This is a genomic window from Paraburkholderia sp. SIMBA_053 (assembly GCF_046534895.1).
GTDB lineage: Bacteria > Pseudomonadota > Gammaproteobacteria > Burkholderiales > Burkholderiaceae > Paraburkholderia > Paraburkholderia caledonica.
The window spans coordinates 25,610-44,859 of record NZ_JAWRXU010000002.1; the positions used below are offsets into that span (position 1 = coordinate 25,610).

Sequence of the window (19,250 nt, forward strand, 5' to 3'; positions counted from 1 at the left end):
GTCCGTCCGGGCTGCGGTTTTCCGCCTCGTTCCTTGGCGCGCTCCATAGTCCGCCGGTCCGCGAGTCGGAGCATGAGCGGGATAGAACGGCGTTGGAACTGGTATTCGGATGCTGCATCGAGGTTCGGCGTTCCGGCATGGCGGCTGTCACGTGCGTGGTCTTTTCGGGCGGTCTTTATGCGAATTGCATCGGCTCAGCACAGCGAGCGGCTTTTTGTGGCTAAACGTGGTTAAGCGTGGCGAATGGGGCAAGTTGCGTGCGTCTGCTTCTTCACTGCCTTGCAGGAGCCTTGCGATTGCTCCATTCAATGCGGTGAGATGTAAGCAAACGATGGGCCGGTCACGGCATCCGGAACGTACCGTCGACGACAGTCACCGACGAGCCGCCGATCCACGTCTTGCTGTTCGTGTCGTCGTAGCGCACGAAGACCTGGCCGGCGCGTCCGAGCGCGGTGCCCTGGCGCGCGGTGTAGCTCGCGCCCGGCCGTAGATTCTGCGCACTCAACAAACCGGCGAGCGCCGCATTGGCACTGCCCGTAACAGGGTCTTCGCCGACGCCGAACGCGCCGCCCGCCATCAGGCAGCGCACTTCGAACGTGGCAGGGCCGCCGGCCTCGTGCGGACCATAAACGGCGAGACCGTGCGTGCCGACCGATTGCACGATGCGCGCGAGCGCTGCGGCGTCGGGTTCGAGCGCGAGACAATCGCGCGCCGAATTCACGCGCACGACGAGCCACGGCGCGCCATTGTCGACGGCGCTCGGCGTGGCGCCGAAGTCTATCGCGTCGCTACGCAAAGCCGTAGACAGTGCGGCGTATTGCTGTTCCGGCAGCGGCGAAATTCGCGCAGGCGGTGCGGCGAAGGCCCACGCGCCATGCATGTCGCCGGAGTCCTCACGAACGGACTGCAATTCGACGAGCCCCACGCCGCACTGCTGAACGAGCTTGCCCGGTTGTTTCGGCTGATAGCCGCTTTCGAGCAGGGCGTGCGCGGTGCCGAGCGTCGGATGACCGGCAAAGGGCAATTCCCCTTGAGTCGTGAAAATGCGCACGCGATAGTCGGCGGCCGGGTCCGTCGGCTTCAACAGGAAGGTTGTTTCGGACAGATTGGTCCAGTGCGCGATCGCCTGCATCTGCTCGGCGCTGAGCGTGTCGGCGTCGAATATGACAGCAAGCGGATTGCCTTTGAACGGCACCGACGTGAACACGTCGACCTGTTTGAAACGAACTGTGTTAGCGGGCATCGGGGGCGGTCCGGCGATTCCTGCGGTTGATAGGGTTCGCGGATTCTATCTGCTGCTGCGGGAACGGGCTACCTCGCCACAAATGCAAAACGCGCCGCGGGTGATCGACACCTCGCGACGCGTTCAATGCGACAGGCCGGACGAGCCGGCCTTAAATCGCGATGCGTTACTCGACTTCCGCGATCATTTCGATTTCGACGCATGCGCCGAGCGGAATCTGCGCGACGCCGAATGCCGAGCGTGCGTGCTTGCCGCGCTCGCCGAACACGTCGGCGACGAGTTCCGACGCACCGTTCGTGACGAGGTGCTGCTCGGTGAATTCGTGCGTGGAATTGACCAGACTCATCAGCTTGACGATGCGCGTGACGCGGTTGAGATCGCCCACATGCGCGTGCAGTGTGGCAAGCAGGTCGATGGCGATCGATCGCGCCGCGGCCTTGCCGTCTTCGGTGCTGAGCTCGGCGCCGAGCTTGCCCGCCCACACCTTGCCGTCCTTCTTCGCGATGTGGCCGGACAGGTACACGGTATTGCCGCTTTGCGCGCTCATCACATAGGCGGCCGCCGGCGCGCCGGCGTTGGGCAATTCGATGCCCAGTTCCTTCAGCTTGTCATAAACATTAGTTTGAGCCATGTTGTGTCCTCGGGTCGGTAATGAGAGGTGGTTGCGGCGAACGGGCCGGCTAGTTTCAGAGCTTGGCGCGGACCAGCGTCGCGAGACGCGACACGCCTTCGTCGATCTTCGCCGGCGGCACCGTGACGAACGACAGGCGCAATGTGTTGTGCTGCGCTTCGTTGGCGAAGAACGGACCGCCCGGCACGAACGCGACATTCTGTGCGACCGCTTCCTCGAGCAGCTTCATGCTGTCGATTTGCGCAGGCAGGCTCACCCAGATGAACATGCCGCCTTCGGGACGGTTCCACTGCACGCCTTCGGGCATGTAACGCTCGAGCGCGGCGAGCATTGCCGCGCACTGGTCGCGGTAAAGCTCGCGGATGGTCGGCACATGCGTGTCGAGAAAGCCGTCCTTGATCACTTCATGAACGATGCGCTGGGTAAAGCTCGGCGTGTGCAGGTCGGTGGCCTGCTTGGCCTGCACGAGTTTGAAGATCAACTCTTCGGGCGCGATGATGTAGCCGACCCGCAGACCCGGCGCCAGCACCTTGGAGAAAGAACCCAGGTGGACAATGTGGTCGGGCGCCATCGACAGCATGGTCGGCAGCGGTTCCCCCGCATAATCCAGCGCGCCGTAGGGGTCGTCTTCGATTACCGGGAACGGCGCGGTCTTCGCGAATTCGGCGAGCGCGCGGCGGCGCTCGACCGGCAGGCGGCGGCCAGTCGGATTCTGGAAATTCGGTTGTGCGTACAACAGGCGGGCGCCGGCGGTGAGTTCGGGCGTGAGTCCTTCGGGAATCAGCCCTTGTTCGTCAGTCGGCACCTGGATGTAGTGCGGCTCGTACATGGAGAACGATTGCAGCGCGCCGAGGTAAGTCGGCGTTTCGACCAGTACGGGGCTTTGCGGACAGACCAGCACCTTGCCGAGCAGATCGAGCGCCTGCTGCGAGCCGGTCGTGATGAGCACCTGACTCGGGCGGATCTGCGCGCCGTTCACCGAGTAGCGCTTCGCGACCCACTCGCGCAGCGGCGCATAGCCTTCCGTTGCGCTGTACTGAAGCGCGGCGGCGGGCGAGTCGCGCAAAATGCGGTCGGACGCTTCCCGCATGCGTTCGGCCGGGAAGGTGGCCGGCGAGGGCAGGCCGCCCGCGAACGAAATGACTTCGGGCCGCTCCGTGACCTTCAGGATCTCGCGGATCGCCGAGCTGGTGAGCTTGCGTGCGCGTTCGGACAATTGCCACGTGGGGGCTTTCAAGTCGCTTTGGTCCATGGTCTCCTCTGCTGGTATCTCTGGAACCTGTCAAAACTTCGATTATCGCGCGAGTCGGCGACCCGCGCGCGCTGGCTATTTAAGGGTCCGTAGACCGTTGGGTGTTTCGAACTCGGCGGTGAGCGCGGCCGGGGCCGCTGCGTCGTCCGTCGGATGCAGCTTTATCAGATGCGCGGCGCCTAGCCACTGCAATTGCGCGGCCACCGTCCCGGCTTGCGGATGCTGGCCGTTCAGCGCTTTTAGTGCGATGCCGGTTTCCGGAAGTGACTCCGACGGATGCCGCGCCGTGTCCCACTGGATGAGCGAGGGCAGCACGCCGTCGCCGGCGCCTTGCCAGGAGGGAAATGCGCCGTCGTCCGCAATGGACAGCCCCCAGCTGAACTCGCCGCGCGTGAGAGGCACGATCGGCGGGATGCGCTGCGGGTACTGGGCCTGCCACGTCGGCAGATGCTTCGGGCGGTCGACGCGGACGACCCAATGCGACAGATACGGCCCGTTCTCGAGGCGCGCGTGCGTGGCGGGGTCGTCGAGCGCGAAGAGCCGCGCGCGCGGCGCGGCGGCGGCCGATTCCTGCGCGGCGTCGGCATGCGGATCGATTGCGATTACTTCCAGATACGCGCCGTCCCACAGGTTCAGCAGGCGGTTGTGGGTCCGCATCAACGGATGCGCGCCGCCGCCGGCCGGTGCCACGCCAAGAACGTCGGCGACGTACTGCGTACCCTCGTCGAGCGTGCGGGCGGAAACAACGAGATGATCGAGACGAAGCAAATGTGCGGTCATTGCGGATCGGGAAAACGGGTTTCACATCGGGCCGGACCCGCACCACGCGCAGCGTATGCGGGGGCCCGGGCACGTAAGCATAACCGGTCACGGGGCGACGACGACCCCCGAACGTGCGCTTGACGTGCCCTTAACAGGCGATCAACGGGCGGTGCGAGGTCTTTGCGGCGGCTTCACGGCAACTTTACGGCGACTGGCCGTGAGTCTGTCTGGGGGCGCGTGCCGGTTAGCTTGCCGGCTTGCCCTATCGGTTCGCTCGCCGCTGCAAAACGGCGCTCGCGCCTCCGATAGCCTGCTCGGCGGGATCGCCGCCAGGCTCGGTACTTCGAAGACGCCGCGAATCCGGCCGGCGCGCTTCTTCTGTCTCAAATGTAGCGGCGGCGACCTGCACAGTAACGGTACAATCGATTCGATACCGTTCGGTACAGTTGGAGTGCGTCTATGTCCGTCCCGCTTACACAAATTCCCGCCCCGCACGACACGGCGTCGCTGACGCTGGTCGAGCAACTCGTGCAATGGGCCCGCCGCCGCATCGAAGAGCGCGTGTTTCGCCCCGGCATGCGTATGCCGTCCATCCGCAAGCTGGCGCTCGACAAAGGCGTGTCGCGTTTCACGGTGGTCGAGGCGTACGAGCGGCTAGTCGCACAGGGTTACCTGGAGTCGCGGCGCGGCTCGGGTTTCTTCGTGCGCGAGCGTCTGGCGGGCGCGGCGGCTTTGGAAATGCGTCCGGTCACGCAGGCGCCTGCGCCGGCGACCATCGACGTGGTCTGGCTGCTGCGCAACATGCTGCACACCGGCGCGCGCCCGGAGCGCAGTCCCGGTCTCGGCTATCTGCCGGCGCGCTGGCTCGACGGCGAGTTGATCACCAACGCGCTTCGCACGCTGGGCCGGCAAAGCGGCGCGCAGATGCTGGGGATCGGCACGCCGCTCGGTTTTCTGCCGCTGCGCCAGCAATTGCAGACACGGCTCGAGGAACTGGAGATTGGCGCGTCGCCCGAGCAGATCGTGATGGTGTCGGGCATCACGCAGGCGATCGACCTGATTTCGCGCATTTATGTGAAGGCGGGCGATTCGGTGATCGTCGGCGATCCGGCGTGGTTCCAGATGTTCGGGCGTTTCGCGTCGCAAGGCGCACGGCTTGTCGGCATGCCCTATACGCCGGACGGCCCGGATCTCGACGCGCTCGAATCGTTGGTGCAGACGTGGCGGCCCAAGATGCTGGTGATCAATTCGGTGCTGCAGAATCCGACCGGCACGTCGCTGACGGCCGCGCAGGCGTTCCGCATCTTGAGGCTTGCCGAGGCGTACGACTTCATCGTGGTCGAAGACGACATTTACGGCGATCTCTGCCCGCCGAGCTATGCGGGCACGCGGCTGGCAAGCCTCGATCAGCTCAAGCGCGTGATCTATCTGGGCAGTTTTTCGAAGACGCTCGCGCCGAATCTGCGCGTGGGTTTCATCGCGTGCGCGCCGGAAGTCGCGAAGGCGGTCAGCGATCAGAAAATGCTGGTCGGCATGACGAGCCCGGAATTGAACGAGCGGGTGCTGTACAAAATCCTCACCGAGGGTCACTACCGACGCCACGTCGAGCGGTTGCGTGCGCGGCTCGACGGCGTGCGCGAAAAATCCGTGCGGATGCTGGAAAAGACCGGCCTGAAGCTGTTCCTGACACCCACGGCGGGTATGTTCGTGTGGGCCGACACCGGAGTCGACGCCGACGGCCTCGCGGCCGCCGGCCACGAAGCCGGTTTTCTGCTGACGCCCGGCAGCCTTTTTTCGCCGCAGCAGTCGCCCACCACGTGGATGCGCTTCAACATCGCCAATTGCGGGGATCCGGAACTGGCGACGTTCCTCTGCCGTTACCTGGACGGCGTTGCGCGCCGCGCCTCTTGAAACGGCGCCGCGTCGCCCTTATTTAGGCGGACGATCCGGCGGCACGGCACCGCACGTCGGCAATCCGGCCCCGTGCCACGCCTGACCCGAAGCGCATCCGCAACACCCGATTCGCAAAAACCGATTCGCAACAGAGAGGAAGTCCGACCATGGCACAAGAAACCATGAGCTTTCAGGCAGAAGTGAAACAGCTTCTGCAACTGATGATCCATTCGCTGTACAGCAACAAGGAAATTTTTTTGCGCGAGCTGATTTCCAATGCGTCCGACGCGGCCGACAAGCTGCGTTTCGAAGCAATTGAAAACAGCGGGTTGTACGAGAACGACCCGAATCTGCGCATTCGCGTGTCGTATGACAAGGACGCGCGCACCATCACGATCGACGATAACGGCATCGGCATGAGCCGTGACGAAGCTATCGCGAACCTCGGCACGATCGCGCGCTCGGGCACCAAGGAATTCTTCGGCAAGCTGTCGGGCGACCAGCAGAAAGACGCTGCGCTGATCGGGCAGTTCGGCGTGGGCTTCTACTCGGGCTTCATCGTCGCGGACAAGATCACGGTCGAGACGCGCCGCGCCGGATTGCCGGCGTCGGAAGGCGTGCGCTGGGAAAGCGCCGGCGAGGGCGATTTCGCCGTCGAGCAGATCGAGCGTGCCGCGCGCGGCACGACCATCACGCTGCATCTGCGTGCAGATGAAGACGAACTTCTGTCGTCACATCGGCTCAAGTCGATCATTCAGCGGTATTCCGATCACGTCGCGCTGCCCATTCTGATGAAAAAGGAAGAGTGGGACGCGGAAAAGAGCGCGATGGTCACGAAAGACGAGGACGAGACCGTCAATCAGGCCAGCGCGCTGTGGACCCGTGCGAAGAACGACATCACCGAAGAGCAGTACAAGCAGTTTTATCAGCACCTGTCGCACGATCATCAGGATCCGCTTACGTGGACGCATAACCGCGTCGAAGGCCGGAGCGAATACACGCAGTTGCTGTACGTGCCGAGCCACGCGCCGTTCGACATGTGGAATCGCGATCATCGCGGCGGGCTGAAGCTGTACGTGAAGCGCGTGTTCATCATGGACGACGCCGAGCAACTGCTGCCCGCGTACTTGCGTTTCGTGAAGGGTGTGGTCGATTCGAGCGATCTGCCGCTTAACGTCTCGCGTGAGATCCTGCAGGAAAGCCGCGACGTCAAGGCGATCCGCGAGGGCGTGACCAAGCGCGCGCTGTCGATGCTGGAAGATCTGGCCAACTCGGATAACGACGCCGACAAGGAGAAGTACGCCGGCTTCTGGAAGGAGTTCGGCCAGGTGCTGAAGGAAGGCATCGGCGAAGATTTTGCGAATCGCGAGCGTATTGCCAAGCTCGTGCGCTTTGCGTCCACGCATACGGAAACGCCGGAGCAGAACGTGTCGCTCGCCGATTACGTCGCGCGCATGAAGCCGGAGCAAAGCAAGATTTACTACGTGACCGCCGACGCCTGGCAGGCCGCGACGCACAGCCCGCATCTCGAAGTGTTCCGCAAGAAGGGTGTGGAAGTGCTGCTGCTGACCGACCGCGTGGACGAATGGATGCTGTCGTTCCTGAACGAATTCGACGGCAAGCCGCTGCAAAGCGTGGCGCGCGGCGATCTGGATCTGGGTGCGCTAAACGACGAGGAGAAAGAGGCGCAGGAAAAGGTGAGCGAGGAGCTCAAGCCGCTCGTCGACAAAATGAAGGAAGCGCTGAAGGACAAGGCAAAAGACGTGCGCCTCACGTTCCGCCTGACCGATTCGCCCTCGTGCCTCGTTGCAGACGACGGCGAGATGAGCGGTTACCTGCAGCGCATGCTGAAGGCCGCAGGGCAGCAGGCGCCTTCGTTCCATCCGATTCTGGAAGTGAATCCGGAGCACGCACTGGTCAAGGGCTTGCATGCTGATAGCGCGAACTTCGACGACTGGTGCCACCTGCTGTTCGACCAGGCTTTGCTGGCCGAGGGCGGCGCGCTTGAAGATCCGGCGAGCTTCGTGAAGCGTACGAACACGTTGTTGCTTGCGCGCGCGAACTGAGCCTGTTCGTTTAGCGTTGAACCGACGTTCGACGTAGTGAAAGAAAAAATGCGCTGCTTCGGCAGCGCATTTTTTTTTGCCGCGCGCTTTGTGGTGTCATGGACCGACCGAGAGAAATCCGGATCGGTCACTGCATGTGCATTAATGGGCGAATGTTAGCCCGTGCAGGTGACGCACTTGCGCAAGCACGCTCCCGGCCAGTTCCTTCGCCTCGAAACTGGAATGATGATCGCCGAGCACCTGCGCCGCGAGGCTGCCGATTGCCGCGCTCGTCTGTTTAGCAGTGTGGTGTTGCGCGAGCGCGGAGCCGGCTAGCTCTTTCTCGATATGGGTAGCGCCCTGACGAGCCAATACGACCGACGCAAGATGCGCGATACGGTCAGAAGTTTCCTTTACGTTCGTAGTACTCAAGCTGACTCCCTGCTGCTAGTTATAGATTTGCTCGACGCCTTGGGTTTGTTTCGATGCCGTGCAAAATTAATTATGGTTAACTAACTAAAACTAATCAACGACCATAAATTGAGATTAGTTTATGAGACACAGGGCACGGCATTATCTTGACCGTCGCGCTTCGAAACTGGGCGGCTCGAAGATCGGGCACGTTCTTCGAGCCACTTTCTGTACAAGCCGTGCGCGTGGAATCCCTTTTGCGATTGAAGCGCCTGCGCGTTGCGGCACTTTCTGAGTTTTCATGTCCGATTCCGCTTTGGCCGCTCCGGCGGCACTGATCAATGTCACAACGCCTCTCGAGACGGTTCATCTTCTTTGGTCGGTTCTGCGCGAGGAGGGCCACCACGCGGCAGTGCTGCGTGCGGCCGAACTGGCCGCCGCTGGCGTGACATGGCAGTTGCATGCCGACCTGCATGCGAGCGCCGGGCGTTTTGAAGAGGCGTATCACAGCGCATCGCAGGCACAAGCTGAAGCCGGCGGCGCGCGCCATGCTCGCCTTGCGCTGTTCGCCGACGCGCTCGCCCGCGCCGAGGTCGCGCGGCATCACAGCGAGATCGCGGTCGCCGCGCAGCCCCTTGCCACCACGCTCGAATGGATCGTCTGGCTCATCAACGGGTGTGGCGCGCATTCGGCGGCGGCGCATATGTTGCGCGCCTATCGGCAGCGAGCGCCGCACGACGCGCGCGCGCCGTGGTGGCTGGCTATTTCGCTCGGTGCGCTGGGTGCGGCGGGTGGGGCCAGCGGTCCGGGCGTGCGCGAGGAGCGGCGTGCCGCGCTCGCGAGTGCATATGCGCTGGATCCGGCCGTCGATCCGGCGTTGCCGTTGCAGTTCGTGCTGGCATTGCGCGAGGTGCGCGACTGGACTGCGGTCGGGCACGTGTGCCGCGAGGCGCTGGCGCGCAATCCCGCAGACGCGGAAATGGCGTGGCAGCTCAGCCACGCGCAATGGCAGTGCAACGACGCCGCGGCGGCCGAGGCGACCATGCGCGCCGCGAATGCTGCGTCGCCAGGCAATGCGGACGTGCTCGCCGCGATTGGCTTCTATCTATGCGAACAGGCGCGCTACGAGGACAGTGCCGCGATGTTGCGAGAAGCACTCGCGGTCAATCCGCACGCGGTGACGCCGGCAGTCGATCTTGCAGACCTGGATCTGCGGCACGGCGCATGGGCAAGCGGCTGGAAGCGTTTCGAGGCACGCCTCGCACGCGACGACCGCGAGCCGAACAATATCGTTTCGGTTATGGCTCGCCTGTGTCCGCGCTGGCAAGGGGAGGAGCTCGCCGGCAAGACGCTTGTCGTGCACAGCGAACTCGGCAACGGCGACGACATTCACATGGTGCGCTATGTCCCGCAACTTGCCGCCCGCGTGCGTCAGGAAGGCGGCAGGCTCGTGCTCTGCGTGCGTAAGTCGTTGCACGCGCTGCTCACGCGTTTTTACGCGGACTGCGTGTCCATCGAAGACGGCCCGCTCGGCGCGCCGGATTACAGCCTGCCCATCATGAGCTTGCCGCTTGTGCTGGACCTGCAGCCGGAGCAGGTCCGAGGCGATGCGTATCTTCACGCCGATCCGGACAAGGTGAGCGCGTGGCGTGAGCAGCTACGCAGACAGGCGCCGCAGGCGAGACTGCATGTTGGGCTCGTGTGGGCGGGAAGCCCTACGCATCGTCGCGACGAAAAGCGTTCGATTGCGCGGGCAACGCTTGAACCGTTGCTGTCGCTTGCAGATGTAATCTTCTATTCGCTTACGCCAGGACGTGCGGCCGATGTCGCGGTGTTGACCGCGCAGGGTTACCGCGTGTACGACATGACGGCGCAATACCACGCCGGCTTCGACGACGTTGCCGCCCATCTCGGTGCGCTCGACGCGCTAATCACGGTCGACAGTGCACCGTTGCATCTTGGCGGCGCGTTAGGGCGGCCGGTGTTGGCGATGCTCGACCACGTGTCGCACTGGGCGTGGGGCAACGAGGAGGCGCAACCCTGGTACGACTCGGTGGGGCTCTTCAGGCAGCCGCAGCCGGGGCACTGGGCCCCCGTCATCGAGCGTGTGACGGCGCGCCTGCAAGCGCTGATGGCGACCGGCGCGAGCAGCGTGGAATCGAGCCACGCAGCGCATCCGGCAGTAATCGGCTGATGACAACTGACACGGACGATTCGGGTTTATTACGCAGCGAGGCGCCGCCAACCGACCTAGGTGCAGATTCAGACGCAGACGCACTGCATCAACTCGGGCTTGCATACTTTCGCGACGGCGCGCTCGAGCGTGCCTCTGAGCAGATGGATCGCGCACTGAACTTCGCGCCCGATCGTGCGGATATCTGGGAGCATCGCGGGCTGCTTGCGGCACTGGGCGGCAATCGGATCGCGGCCGAGGCGTTCTACCATCGCGCGCTGAACTTAAGTGGTGGGAGTGCCAGCATTCATCGGAATCTTGCTGATTGCCTGAAGCTCTCCGCGCGACTCGCCGAGGCGTGCCAACACTATCAGACCGCGATCCGCTTCGAGCCCACTTTGCACCATGCGGTTCGCGCGCTCGCGCAGATCTGCACGGAACAGGAGCAGCACGCCGATGCAGCGAACTATTGGTCGCGAGCATGGGCGCTCGACTCGGCGAACATTGCAGATGCGTTCATGCTGATCGCGGCTTTGTCGAAGGCGCAGCGCGATGCCGAGATCGGCGATCTGTTGCCGGCCCTGCGCGCACGCTGCAGTTCCGACGCGGCAGCTCTGCAGCAACTCGCATTCACTCTGAACAGCGCGCATCGTTTTGCGGACGCGGTCAGCGTCGCGAGGCAGGGAATCAGCGTTGAACCGAACAACGCCTGGCTGCATCACAACGCGTCGTTCGCGCTCAATATGCTCGGCGACTTCGAGCACATGCAGATGCATACCGCCGAGGCCGCCCGGCTCATGCCGGACAACCCGTCGATGCAGTTCAACCTCGCGGCATCACAGCTCCGCGCGGGCGATTTCGAACGAGGCTGGAAGCAATACCGGTGGCATGACGCACTACCGGAAAATCACGATCTGGTTCGCCCGGATTTCCCGGAGTGGCAAGGCGAGCGCGTGCTCGGCTGCCGTTTCCTGCTGATCGGCGAACAGGGTCTTGGCGATCAGATCCAGTTTCTGCGTATGGCCGACTGGCTGCATCGGCGTGGCGCGCAGGTGGACGTCTGGGTCGAAGAGCCGCTTGGCGATGTGGCGCGCCATGCGGCAGGCGTGCATGCGGCATGGACCACAGCGCCGCCCGGCCCGTACGACTACTGGTGCCGCATGTTGAGCATGCCTGCGCATATGAAACTCGAATTGCCGATGTTGCCGCTGGCCACGGCTTACCTGCAGGGAAAGCCCGCAGCGGTGCAGCGCTGGCGTGACCGCCTGGCCGCACTCGGCCCTGTCGCGGGGCAAGGGCCGTTCACGAAGCGCGTCGGGATCGTTTGGGCGGGCAATCCCGCATATGCGCTCGACCGCTATCGGTCCATTGGGCTTCAGCAATGGCGGCCGTTTCTGGAGCAGCCGGGCGTGCGTTGGTTCTCGCTGCAAAAAGGGGAGGCGCAGCACGACGCGGCGGCTTCATCCGAGGGGATCGACATGCATGTTCTCGGACCGGAGATTCACGACTTCATGGATACGCTGGCGATCATTCAGTCGCTCGATCTGGTCGTTACCGTAGACACTGCGGTCGCGCATCTTGCCGGCGCCTGCGGCACGCCGGTGTGGGTACTGGTGCCCACCTTTACAGACTGGCGTTGGATGGCCGAACGCGCCGATAGTCCGTGGTATCCGTCAATGCGTCTTTTCAGACAGCGTGAGTTGAATCAGTGGGAAGCGGTGCTCGCTGAGGTCGCGCAGGCGCTGCAGGAGTACGTCGGCGGGTGAGTCTGCAGCTGAGTTCGCGAATGAATCGGCAGATGAGCCGGGCGCGCGCGGCGCAGCCGGCCCTGGGTGTGACTAGCGTAATCCGCCTGAAGCGGCTGGTGCCTACTTCTTGCCCATCAACGTTTCCATGGTTTCGCCACGCACGACGATCTCAGTGCGGCGATTGAGCGCGCGTCCTTCGGGCGTGTCGTTGCTTGCAACCGGATTGTTGTACGCGTTGCCCTTGGTGCGGATGCGCTCCATCGTCACGCCGCGCGCCACGAGCGCGTAACCCACGGCGGTCGCGCGCGCTTCCGAGAGTTGCTGGTTGTAGTCGAGCGTGCCGACATTGTCCGTGTAGCCTTCGACGATGACCGGCTTCTTGCTGCGCTTGAGCAGCACCGCGGACCGGTCGACCACCGCGCTCGCATCGCCGCGCACTTCCGATTTGTTGAAATCGAACAGCGCTTTCTCGGGCAGCTTCACGGCGACGCCATCCGCGACCGGTGCAACCTCGATGCCCACGGCCTTGTTCAACGACGTCTCAGTATCGCGGTTCAACGGCGCGGCGCAGCCAGCCATCAGCAGCACCGATATTGCGCAGGCGCTCATGCTCAGAATTTTCTTCATGTTTGCTCTCTCGTTCGTTTGCACATCGGATGGCGCGCCCGTCGACAGCGGGCGAATCGCCGGTTCGTAAAGCACGGAGGTTTTATCGTGGGTCGCGGCGTTGGAGAATCGGACCTTTCCGAAATCGGCGACCCGATTGGGCATTTCGATACCGATGCGGCGGTGCAGCCGGATCGTCGGAAAAGACGCGTGCGGGCCGGGCAATCGTCCGACAGTCGCGCCGTTATAATCCGAACCCATGCCTATCCGTTTCGATGCCGCCGACGCGCACTGGCGCGTCGCTCCCTCGCCTGGCCTCGGCGCCGCGCAGAAAGACTGGTTGACCCGTGGCGGTTCGCTGACCGCGCATCTGCGCGCGCTCGGCGCAGTCGCGGTGCGTGTCACGCGTGAAGGCGTGGCGTTGGCCTGGGCCGACGAGCATGCCGCGTTGGGTCTGCCCGCGCGCGCGCCAGTGTGGGTGCGCGAGGTCGTCTTGTCGGTCGATGCCGTGCCCTTCGTCGCCGCGCACAGTGTTGCGCCTCTGGCCGCGAGCGTCGGCGTATGGCAAGCCACGCGACGCCTGCGCACGCGACCGCTTGCCGAGCTGCTGTATAGCGATAGCAGCGTCGCGCGATCGGCGCTGGTCAGCCGCCGCGTGATCGCGCGGCATCCGCTGTACCGGCTGGCGGCGCGTGAAGTCGGCGGGGTGCCGCCGCACGCACTGTCGGCGCGCCGCTCGGTGTTCGAGCGTCATGGCGAGCCGCTGATGGTCACCGAATGTTTCCTGCCGGCCCTGTGGACGCATCTCGCGTCATTAGCGAATGCAGGCGGCGCTCGCCGCTCACTCGCTCCCTCCGTCGACTCCACACCCGCAGGTCACCCGCGCATGCGCGAACATGGCCGGCCGATCGAGCACACCGCATCGCGCGCGCATCCCGTGTCGCATGCGGCCAGCGAGCGGAGCAGATAATGCTGATCGGCTTTCCTCCGGTTGTCGCCGCCGACACACATACGCTGATTCTCGGCAGCTTTCCCGGCGAGGCGTCGCTCGCCGCGACCCAGTACTACGCGCATCCGCGCAACCAGTTTTGGCGTCTGCTTGGCGCCGTCCTCGACGACCCACTCGCGGAACTCGCCTACGAAGAGCGGCTGCGGCGTGTGCTTTCTCACGGGATCGGCGTATGGGACGTGCTCGCCGCGTGCCATCGCGAGGGCAGTCTCGATGCGGCCATTCGCAACGCGCAGCCGAACGACTTTGCATCGCTACGCGAACACGCGCCGAAGCTGCGCAAGGTCTGCTTCAACGGCAAGACGGCGGGCCGCTTCGCGCCGGTGATCGGCGAGGCGGGCTACACGACCCTCGTATTGCCTTCGTCCAGTCCGGCCAATGCTATGCTCTCGTTCGATCAAAAATTGCGCCTGTGGCGCGACATCCTGACATGACGAAACTCATCAAGCGCGCTTCGGCTGAAGCGCGTGCATTCCGCAACCGCAATGCCGACGGTGCGGGCAAGCGCGAGGTGGCGCGCAACAAGAAAAAGTCATCGCACGACGACGATCTGCACGACGCGCCGCAAATCGAAACGCCGCGCAAGCCGCGCTTTGCGCCCGTCACGTTTTCAGAAGAAGGCGGCGTGCGTTATCTGCATTTCGGCACGGAATGGGTGCAAGGCGCGATGCGTCTGCGCAAGCCGGACCACATCGAACTCGAATACGCTCAGCAAATGATGGCGTGGCTGCTGTTCATCGAAACGCCCAGGCGCATCGTCCAGCTCGGCCTCGGCGCGGCTGCGCTCACCAAGTTCGCCCATCGCTTCCTGAAGCGCGCCAAAGTCGAGGCGGTCGAAGTGAACCCGGCGGTGGTCATCGCCGCTCGCGCAATGTTCGAGTTGCCGCCGGACGACGCACGCCTCACCGTGCATGAGACGGACGCGTGGGACTTCGTCAACGACCGCGCGAACCACGGCACGATCGGCGCATTGCAGATCGACATTTACGATGCAACGGCGCGCGGCCCGGTGCTCGACAGCGTCGGCTTCTACCGTGCGGCTCGCGCGTGTCTGAGCGATGCGGGCGTCGCAACGGTCAATCTGTTCGGCGATCACCCGAGCTTCGTGCGCAACATGAAGCGTCTGAACGAAGCGTTCGACGGTCGCGTCGTCGCGCTGCCGGAAGTGCACGACGGCAACCGCATCGCGATTGCGTTTTCCGGCCCCGCGCTCGACGTGCCGTTCACGGCGCTGCAAACACGCGCGAAACTGATCGAAGCGGAACTCGGCTTGCCCGCCCGCAAATGGATCAAGGGTCTGCAGGAGTCGACCGGACAGACGGGCGCGTCGTTCGTCATCTGATCGCATAGCGCCGCAAGGGGCCGGGCCATAACGGACCGGCCTCACCCTGACGAGCGTCGCATCCGCGCGACGGAATTCAGATCTGCTATCTATCCGGCATTGCGCCGAAAATCCGCTGTTTTCTCCTCCGCACGCGAACGCGCCGAGGCCACAAGACCCGCGCTGCGCGTGGGTCCTGACCAGGTTCTCGCCAAGGCACTTCTCCCGCCCGACATCCGCTGAAACACCGTCCTGTCGGCTCTTGCGGCAGTGTCAATGCCTCGGGTCCTCCCTGCTTGACCGCACGTTCGCGGCTCCTATACTCTTTCGAGGCTTTCGGGGCACTCGTGTCCCACGCGGGGCGATCCTCCGCGGGCTTGCTGCCGCGAGGCGGTTTTCCGCGTGGCGGTCCAGCACCCGTCGAACACGGGCCAACATTTCAATAATAGGGAAGAGGAGACGTCATGGCTCACGACGCCGACGCGAATAAAGCCAGCAAGCACTGGCTCTGGCTGTTGCTGTTGCCCTGGATCGCCATGGTCTGGGTGCCGTCGTACAACAAGGTCGAACCGGTATTGTTCGACTTTCCGTTTTTCTACTGGTATCAGCTCCTCTGGGTGCTGATCAGCGCAGTCATTACGGCGCTCGTCTATATGAAGACCAAGGCGCGCTCGTCGGGCCGTCCTCAGGGGGACGCACAATAATGAACGCCATCGCGACTTTCGTCTTCGTTCTATTTTTTATCGGCGTCACCATTCTCGGTTTTATCGCGGCGCACTGGCGGCGCGGCGATCTTGCTCATCTGGAAGAGTGGGGTCTCGGCGGCCGGCGCTTCGGCACCATCGTCACCTGGTTTCTGCTGGGCGGCGACCTCTACACCGCGTACACCTTCATCGCGGTGCCGGCGCTGGTATTCGGTGCGGGCGCAACCGGTTTCTTCGCGCTGCCGTACACCATTCTGATCTACCCGTTCGCGTTCGTCGTCTTCCCGAAACTGTGGAGTATCGCGAAACGTCAGGGCTACGTGACGTCGGCGGACTTCGTATCGGCACGCTACGGCAGCCGTATGCTCGCTCTCGCAATCGCGGTGACGGGTATCGTCGCGACCATGCCGTACATCGCATTGCAACTGGTCGGGATCGAAGTGGTGATCGGCGCGCTCGGCTTCGACACGAAGGGCTTCGTCGGCGATCTGCCGCTCATCATCGCGTTTGCGATCCTGGCTGCCTACACGTACACGTCGGGCTTGCGCGCGCCGGCCATGATCGCCGTGGTCAAGGACGTCCTGATCTACATTACGATCTTCGCTGCGATCATTGTGATTCCGCCGCAACTGGGCGGCTTCGGCCACATCTTCGCAACGGTGCCGCCGGCCAAGTTGCTGCTGAAGGCGCCGGACGTGTCGAGTCTGAACGGCTATAGCGCGTATGCGACGCTCGCGGTGGGTTCGGCCCTCGCGCTGTTCCTGTACCCGCACTCGATCACGGCGGTGTTGTCGTCGAAATCGGGCAATACGATCCGCCGCAATATGGCGATGCTGCCGGCTTACTCGCTGGTGCTCGGTCTGCTCGCGCTGCTCGGTTTCATGGCGCTTGCCTCGGGCGTGAAGGACATGCCGGAATTCGCCCCGTACTTCAAGGCGTTCGGTCCGAACTTCGCGGTGCCGGCGCTGTTCCTGCACTTCTTCCCGTCGTGGTTCGTCGGCGTGGCGTTCGCGGCGATCGGCATCGGCGCGCTGGTGCCGGCGGCGATCATGTCGATTGCGGCAGCGAACCTGTACACGCGGAACATCCACAAGGAGTTCGTGAATCGCAACATGACGCACGAACAGGAGACCAACGTCGCGAAGCTGGTGTCGCTGATCGTGAAGGTCGGCGCAGTGGCGTTCATTCTCGGCCTGCCGCTCACGTATGCGATCCAGTTGCAATTGCTCGGCGGCATCTGGATCATCCAGACGCTGCCCGCGATCGTGCTCGGTCTGTACACGCGAGTGCTCGACTATCGCGGCTTGCTGCTCGGCTGGGCAGTGGGCATCGCGACCGGCACGTGGATGGCCGTTTCGCTGAAGCTCGCCGGTTCGATCTTTACGATCCACCTGTTCGGCATGGCGATTCCGGGCTACGCGGCTGTCTGGTCGCTGATCGTGAACCTGGTTGTGGCGGTGGTGGTGAGCCTGCTGGTGCGCGCGTTCGGCATGCAGCGCGCCGAAGACCGCACGCGTCCGGAAGACTATCTGGACGTGGTCGAAAGCTAAGCGTCGCAAGCTTGTTGGCGGCCGGGCATACCGGCTAGCAAGCGAAACGGTGCAACTCAAACGCAACGCCCGCAGATGAAAGTCTGCGGGCGTTTGTGTTTGCAGCGCACTCCAGGGCACGATAGCGGGACCGTCTCTCACAAGCGTCGTTAACTCCGCCATGGCTCCTGCCGATTCCCGCACCGTGATTCCGCGCCGTTCGGCGGTGAGCCGGATGGTTCGCGCGATCACGTCGCCGTATTACCGCTATCGACACGCGAAGGTCCTGCACAGCCTGCGCGTAGGACTGGCAATGCTGTTCTCGATTCTCGCGACAACCGGTATCGACATTCCGCACGGCATCTGGTCGTCGGTGACGCTGCTCGTGGTGATCGGCGGTTTGCAGCACCACGGCAATATCCGCAAGAAAGCGGCGGAGCGGGCCGCGGGCACCTTGCTCGGGGCGTCGATCGGGCTGCTGCTGATCGTGCAGCAGAATCTGCTTGGCTCGCTGCCGCTCACCTATGTTTTGATGTCGATCTTCGCCGCGATCTGCGCGTGGTTCGCAATCGGCTCGTCCGGCTATATCGGGCTGTTGACGGCCATCACGATGTGCATCGTCGCGGGGCATGGCGACAATCTGATCGACGTCGGACTGTGGCGCACGCTGAACGTGCTGATCGGCATTGTGATTGCGCTGGCTTTTTCATTCGCGCTGCCGCTGCACGCCACTTATTCATGGCGCTACGGTATTGCGGCCAATCTGCGCGAGTGCGCGCAAATCTATACGCGTTTGCTGGAGGGCGAGACGATTGGCGAGGAAGAGCAGGTGAAGCGGTTTCTCGCGATCAACCGGCGGCTCGTGCAATTGCGTTCGCTGATGCCTTCGGTGGCAAAGGAGATCGACGTGCCGCAGGCGAAGCTCGAGGAGATTCAGCGGCTGCATCGCTCGGTGCTGAGTTCGCTCGAACTGCTTGCCACCGGTCCATTGATGCAGGCCGGCGCCGCCGCGCGTACCGCGTATGCCGAACAGTGCGGCGCGGAGGTGCGGGCGGTGCGCGCCATGCTGCTGGCGATCGCGCGCGGCCTGCGCTTTGGCCGCGCGACGCATTTTAGGATTCCGGCGGCCGGCGATCCGGCGGGCGGCGGGCCGGTGGACTGCACTCCGGCGGCCGGCGATCCGGTGGCCGGCAATCCGGTGGCCGGCAATCCGGCCGCGTCGCCGCTCGTGCGAACCGCGGGAGACGTCGCGTCTAAACTCCCGCCCGACCTGCAAGGGCCGTATTGGCTCGGGCAGCGGCTCGCGGAACAGGTGGACCGCCTGCGCGCAGCGTTACTTGAGACAGAGGTGAACTGGAACATCGAGCGGCGCTCGCGGGTTCTGCAGAAGGCTTAGTTAGAAAAGATGCCGGTGAAGTCCGGTCACGGTTTCTGACAAGGGCTCGGGCCGATCACTCTTGCGGCAGCGTCACCATCCACATCAGGCCGAAGCGGTCCACCGTCATGCCGAAGCCTTTGCTCCAGAAGGTCTCGCCCCATGGCATCACGATCTGACCGCCGTCGGCGAGCGCGTTGAAGTATTTTTGCGCCGATGCCGTGTCGTCCGCCGTCAGCGACAGGCTGAAGCCGCTCATGGGCTTCGCGTCCTGGTCGCAATTGCCGTCGGACGCCATCCACTGTGTCGAGCCCATCTGAACGTTCGCGTGCATGATCTTGTCTTCGACGCCGGCCCGCGGCTGGTTCTGCGAGTCGGGCGGGGCGTCCTTGAAGCGCATCATGAACGTGACTTCGGCACCGAGGTGCTGGCGATAATAATCGAGCGCTTCTTCGCAGCGTCCGTTGAAAAAAACGTAGGGTTGAACTTCCATCATCGTCTCCCGAAATGTGGATATGAACGCCTTCGCGCCGTATGGCGGCCAAAGC

At 63.7% G+C, this 19,250-nt stretch carries 17 protein-coding genes; 10 read left to right on the top strand and 7 right to left on the bottom strand.

Going from position 1 to position 19,250, the window contains the following annotated elements; all coding sequences use genetic code 11:
• Positions 1-340 precede the first annotated feature (340 nt).
• From SB753_RS06730 to SB753_RS06745, 4 genes are all read right to left on the bottom strand, one after another.
• Positions 341-1,243, bottom strand: coding sequence for a PhzF family phenazine biosynthesis protein (locus SB753_RS06730; RefSeq protein ID WP_410799674.1), 903 nt, complete (start codon positions 1,241-1,243; stop codon positions 341-343).
• Between the two features lie 166 nt (positions 1,244-1,409).
• Complete coding sequence (locus tag SB753_RS06735; protein ID WP_020065300.1) at positions 1,410-1,874, bottom strand: RidA family protein; 465 nt, start codon at positions 1,872-1,874, stop codon at positions 1,410-1,412.
• Positions 1,875-1,929: 55 nt separating this feature from the next.
• The gene (locus SB753_RS06740; RefSeq protein WP_087751292.1) at positions 1,930-3,126 is read right to left on the bottom strand and encodes a PLP-dependent aminotransferase family protein; all 1,197 of its coding nucleotides are present in this window, start codon (positions 3,124-3,126) and stop codon (positions 1,930-1,932) included.
• Positions 3,127-3,201: 75 nt separating this feature from the next.
• On the bottom strand, positions 3,202-3,906 hold the full coding sequence (locus SB753_RS06745; protein WP_410799675.1) for a VOC family protein: 705 nt from the start codon (positions 3,904-3,906) through the stop codon (positions 3,202-3,204).
• A 441-nt stretch (positions 3,907-4,347) separates the two neighbouring features.
• Between SB753_RS06745 and SB753_RS06750 the strand changes: the two genes are divergently transcribed.
• Together SB753_RS06750 and htpG are read left to right on the top strand one after the other, a co-directional pair.
• Entirely contained in the window at positions 4,348-5,799 is a 1,452-nt protein-coding gene (locus tag SB753_RS06750) for a PLP-dependent aminotransferase family protein (protein WP_204520438.1), read from the top strand.
• Positions 5,800-5,948: 149 nt separating this feature from the next.
• Positions 5,949-7,847 carry a molecular chaperone HtpG gene (gene htpG / locus SB753_RS06755; RefSeq protein ID WP_410799677.1) on the top strand — a complete coding sequence of 633 codons (1,899 nt, stop codon included), beginning with the start codon at positions 5,949-5,951 and terminating at the stop codon, positions 7,845-7,847.
• A 141-nt stretch (positions 7,848-7,988) separates the two neighbouring features.
• Here htpG and SB753_RS06760 read toward each other — a convergent pair whose 3' ends face one another.
• Positions 7,989-8,258 (bottom strand): hypothetical protein, encoded by a 270-nt coding sequence (locus SB753_RS06760; protein ID WP_020065305.1) that lies wholly within the window; start codon positions 8,256-8,258, stop codon positions 7,989-7,991.
• A 280-nt stretch (positions 8,259-8,538) separates the two neighbouring features.
• Between SB753_RS06760 and SB753_RS06765 the strand changes: the two genes are divergently transcribed.
• Entirely contained in the window at positions 8,539-10,431 is a 1,893-nt protein-coding gene (locus tag SB753_RS06765; RefSeq protein WP_410799678.1) for a hypothetical protein, read from the top strand.
• On the top strand, positions 10,431-12,176 hold the full coding sequence (locus tag SB753_RS06770; RefSeq protein WP_410799680.1) for a hypothetical protein: 1,746 nt from the start codon (positions 10,431-10,433) through the stop codon (positions 12,174-12,176). The genes SB753_RS06765 and SB753_RS06770 overlap by 1 nt, the downstream gene beginning before the upstream one ends.
• Positions 12,177-12,278: 102 nt before the next feature.
• On the opposite strand, the gene SB753_RS06775 is transcribed toward SB753_RS06770, so the two are convergent.
• Positions 12,279-12,785 (bottom strand): OmpA family protein, encoded by a 507-nt coding sequence (locus tag SB753_RS06775; protein WP_087751296.1) that lies wholly within the window; start codon positions 12,783-12,785, stop codon positions 12,279-12,281.
• Positions 12,786-13,023: 238 nt separating this feature from the next.
• On the opposite strand from SB753_RS06775, the gene SB753_RS06780 reads away from it, so the two are divergent.
• The 6 genes from SB753_RS06780 (at position 13,024) to SB753_RS06805 (ending at position 18,723) form a co-directional block, all read left to right on the top strand.
• Positions 13,024-13,734: a chorismate--pyruvate lyase family protein gene (locus tag SB753_RS06780; protein WP_410799681.1), complete on the top strand. Its 711-nt coding sequence runs from the start codon at positions 13,024-13,026 to the stop codon at positions 13,732-13,734.
• Positions 13,734-14,207, top strand: coding sequence for a DNA-deoxyinosine glycosylase (locus SB753_RS06785; protein WP_020065310.1), 474 nt, complete (start codon positions 13,734-13,736; stop codon positions 14,205-14,207). The genes SB753_RS06780 and SB753_RS06785 overlap by 1 nt, the downstream gene beginning before the upstream one ends.
• The gene (locus tag SB753_RS06790; protein ID WP_020065311.1) at positions 14,204-15,115 is read left to right on the top strand and encodes a spermidine synthase; all 912 of its coding nucleotides are present in this window, start codon (positions 14,204-14,206) and stop codon (positions 15,113-15,115) included. The genes SB753_RS06785 and SB753_RS06790 overlap by 4 nt, the downstream gene beginning before the upstream one ends.
• Positions 15,116-15,558: 443 nt before the next feature.
• Positions 15,559-15,798 (top strand): DUF3311 domain-containing protein, encoded by a 240-nt coding sequence (locus SB753_RS06795; protein WP_020065312.1) that lies wholly within the window; start codon positions 15,559-15,561, stop codon positions 15,796-15,798.
• Positions 15,798-17,348 carry a monocarboxylate uptake permease MctP gene (gene mctP, locus SB753_RS06800; protein WP_020065313.1) on the top strand — a complete coding sequence of 517 codons (1,551 nt, stop codon included), beginning with the start codon at positions 15,798-15,800 and terminating at the stop codon, positions 17,346-17,348. The genes SB753_RS06795 and mctP overlap by 1 nt, the downstream gene beginning before the upstream one ends.
• Before the next feature lie 160 nt (positions 17,349-17,508).
• Positions 17,509-18,723, top strand: coding sequence for an FUSC family protein (locus SB753_RS06805; RefSeq protein WP_027804201.1), 1,215 nt, complete (start codon positions 17,509-17,511; stop codon positions 18,721-18,723).
• 55 nt (positions 18,724-18,778) lie between these two features.
• On the opposite strand, the gene SB753_RS06810 is transcribed toward SB753_RS06805, so the two are convergent.
• Positions 18,779-19,195, bottom strand: coding sequence for a VOC family protein (locus SB753_RS06810; protein ID WP_020065315.1), 417 nt, complete (start codon positions 19,193-19,195; stop codon positions 18,779-18,781).
• Positions 19,196-19,250 lie beyond the last annotated feature (55 nt).

Excerpts from the sequence above, each read along its gene's own strand:
- SB753_RS06790 (WP_020065311.1), top strand. The coding sequence starts at position 14,204 with ATGACGAAACTCATCAAGCGCGCTTCGGCTGAAGCGCGTGCATTCCGC.
- SB753_RS06765 (WP_410799678.1), top strand. The coding sequence starts at position 8,539 with ATGTCCGATTCCGCTTTGGCCGCTCCGGCGGCACTGATCAATGTCACA.
- SB753_RS06775 (WP_087751296.1), bottom strand. The coding sequence starts at position 12,785 with ATGAAGAAAATTCTGAGCATGAGCGCCTGCGCAATATCGGTGCTGCTG.
- SB753_RS06735 (WP_020065300.1), bottom strand. The coding sequence starts at position 1,874 with ATGGCTCAAACTAATGTTTATGACAAGCTGAAGGAACTGGGCATCGAA.
- SB753_RS06770 (WP_410799680.1), top strand. The coding sequence starts at position 10,431 with ATGACAACTGACACGGACGATTCGGGTTTATTACGCAGCGAGGCGCCG.
- mctP (WP_020065313.1), top strand. The coding sequence starts at position 15,798 with ATGAACGCCATCGCGACTTTCGTCTTCGTTCTATTTTTTATCGGCGTC.
- SB753_RS06795 (WP_020065312.1), top strand. The coding sequence starts at position 15,559 with ATGGCTCACGACGCCGACGCGAATAAAGCCAGCAAGCACTGGCTCTGG.
- SB753_RS06780 (WP_410799681.1), top strand. The coding sequence starts at position 13,024 with ATGCCTATCCGTTTCGATGCCGCCGACGCGCACTGGCGCGTCGCTCCC.
- SB753_RS06745 (WP_410799675.1), bottom strand. The coding sequence starts at position 3,906 with ATGACCGCACATTTGCTTCGTCTCGATCATCTCGTTGTTTCCGCCCGC.
- SB753_RS06810 (WP_020065315.1), bottom strand. The coding sequence starts at position 19,195 with ATGGAAGTTCAACCCTACGTTTTTTTCAACGGACGCTGCGAAGAAGCG.
- SB753_RS06750 (WP_204520438.1), top strand. The coding sequence starts at position 4,348 with ATGTCCGTCCCGCTTACACAAATTCCCGCCCCGCACGACACGGCGTCG.
- SB753_RS06785 (WP_020065310.1), top strand. The coding sequence starts at position 13,734 with ATGCTGATCGGCTTTCCTCCGGTTGTCGCCGCCGACACACATACGCTG.
- SB753_RS06730 (WP_410799674.1), bottom strand. The coding sequence starts at position 1,243 with ATGCCCGCTAACACAGTTCGTTTCAAACAGGTCGACGTGTTCACGTCG.
- htpG (WP_410799677.1), top strand. The coding sequence starts at position 5,949 with ATGGCACAAGAAACCATGAGCTTTCAGGCAGAAGTGAAACAGCTTCTG.
- SB753_RS06805 (WP_027804201.1), top strand. The coding sequence starts at position 17,509 with ATGGCTCCTGCCGATTCCCGCACCGTGATTCCGCGCCGTTCGGCGGTG.
- SB753_RS06740 (WP_087751292.1), bottom strand. The coding sequence starts at position 3,126 with ATGGACCAAAGCGACTTGAAAGCCCCCACGTGGCAATTGTCCGAACGC.